Annotated in this window: 2 protein-coding genes; one reads left to right on the top strand and one right to left on the bottom strand. The window is 40.6% G+C overall.

Going from position 1 to position 1,668, the window contains the following annotated elements; genetic code table 11:
- Positions 1 to 11 precede the first annotated feature (11 nt).
- Positions 12 to 161, bottom strand: a complete 150-nt coding sequence (locus ACS8FD_RS13885) for a hypothetical protein (RefSeq protein WP_439276302.1) — start codon at positions 159 to 161, stop codon at positions 12 to 14.
- A gap of 477 nt (positions 162 to 638) precedes the next feature.
- Between ACS8FD_RS13885 and ACS8FD_RS13890 the strand changes: the two genes are divergently transcribed.
- Positions 639 to 1,668 (top strand): beta-ketoacyl synthase N-terminal-like domain-containing protein (locus tag ACS8FD_RS13890; RefSeq protein ID WP_439276303.1); only part of this gene is annotated, 1,030 nt, incomplete at its 3' end.

Here is a 1,668-nt window from a genome sequence, read left to right on the forward strand (position 1 = left end):
AAAATACCTTGCTAGTTCACAAGTCTGATGGTATTATATTGACGTGGTTTACTTGCTTTAGCATTAGCACTATCAATGAGCGAGCCCATACGCTCAAGATTATTACGAGTAAAATGACCAATGGTATTGATACCTTGAGAGAGAGTACTACGCTTTGCCATCGTTATGTCCTTAAAATGGTGGTTAAACAACCTAATAGTTAGTCGGTATGCCTTTACGTTATGTAGTCATATATTAGATATATTAACACACTAGTAAACATGGGTAAAAAGAACAATGATAGGTACTTGTATCACTGTTTGAGCCGTTATCTTATCTATATCTTAGACTCTATGTCAGTGTGAACAATGTTATCAATGTCACAAAATTTGTATCTAAAGGTGTGGTTTATTTCTATTCTTACTTATCCTCTATAATGCATATAAGTTAGATTTTTAACCCATCTACTTTATCTAGGAATGCTATAATAGAGCATATTATAACGTTTGTGCTTAAGTGCAGTTTTTGCTTCGTTAATACGTTGTTGTAATATTGACGTAATAATCTGCAAATCTATATATGGTTAAATTATAGTTATAAATATTGGTCAGTAATTTTTAGATATATCGATAGTAATTTATTATTATAAGGAATGGAATATGCGCCGAGTTGTGATTACTGGAGCAGGGATTGTCTCTTGTATCGGACATGATTTAGACGCCGTTACATCTGCTCTTCAACAAGGACAGTCTGGCATTAGATTTAATGAGACTTATGCTGAACAAGGGTTTAAGTCACAAGTTAGTGGTAGCATCGATAAGACCGAATTAGATACTTCCGGTATTGATCGTAAATTAAAGCGTTTTTTTAGCGATGCAAGCCTTTATGCGTATGTGAGTGCGTTAGCAGCTATCAAACAGTCTGGATTGTCCCTTGAGACCATCAATCATAATCCGCGTGTTGGCGTGGTTGCAGGCTCGGGTGGTGCATCGACAGGAGATGTTGTCAGTGCTGTCGATTCTATGCGTGAAAAAGGTTTACGCGGGGTCGGTGCAATGGCGGTACCTAAGACTATGAGTAGTTCGGTATCAGCTGCGCTCGCAACTGGACTAAAAATCCAAGGGATTTCTTACTCTATTTCTTCAGCTTGTGCAACATCAACCCACTGTATTGGACATGCAGCTGAGCTTATTCAATTGGGTAAGGCTGATGTGGTACTCGCTGGTGGTAGTGAACCTGAAGATTGGACCCAGTCTTGTATGTTTGATGCTATGGGTGCCATGAGTACTCAGTACAATGATGTGCCCAAACAGTCTTCACGTGCTTATGATAAAGATCGTGATGGCTTTGTGATTGCTGGTGGCGGTGCAATGGTAGTGGTTGAGAGTCTTGAGCATGCCAAAGCGCGTGGCGCAAATATTTTGGCTGAGATCGTCGGCTATGGTGCCAGCTCTGATGGAGCAGAAATGGTTGCTCCAAGTGGTGAAGGTGCGGTACGTTGTATGCAGCAGGCGTTAGATCAAGCAGGGTTAGAGCGTGTTGACTATATCAATACTCATGGTACCAGTACACCGTTAGGTGATATTACTGAGCTAAAAGCCATCGCTAAAGTATTTGGCTCTGATGCTGACTCTACCACGCAAAACTCTGTCCCACCTATCAGCTCAACCAAGTCAATGACAGGCCATA

The sequence above is a fragment of the Psychrobacter sp. 1U2 genome, assembly GCF_051847575.1.

What these genes read in the sequence shown, in the direction of transcription:
- ACS8FD_RS13885 (WP_439276302.1), bottom strand. Translation starts at nt 161, where the DNA reads ATGGCAAAGCGTAGTACTCTCTCTCAAGGTATCAATACCATTGGTCAT.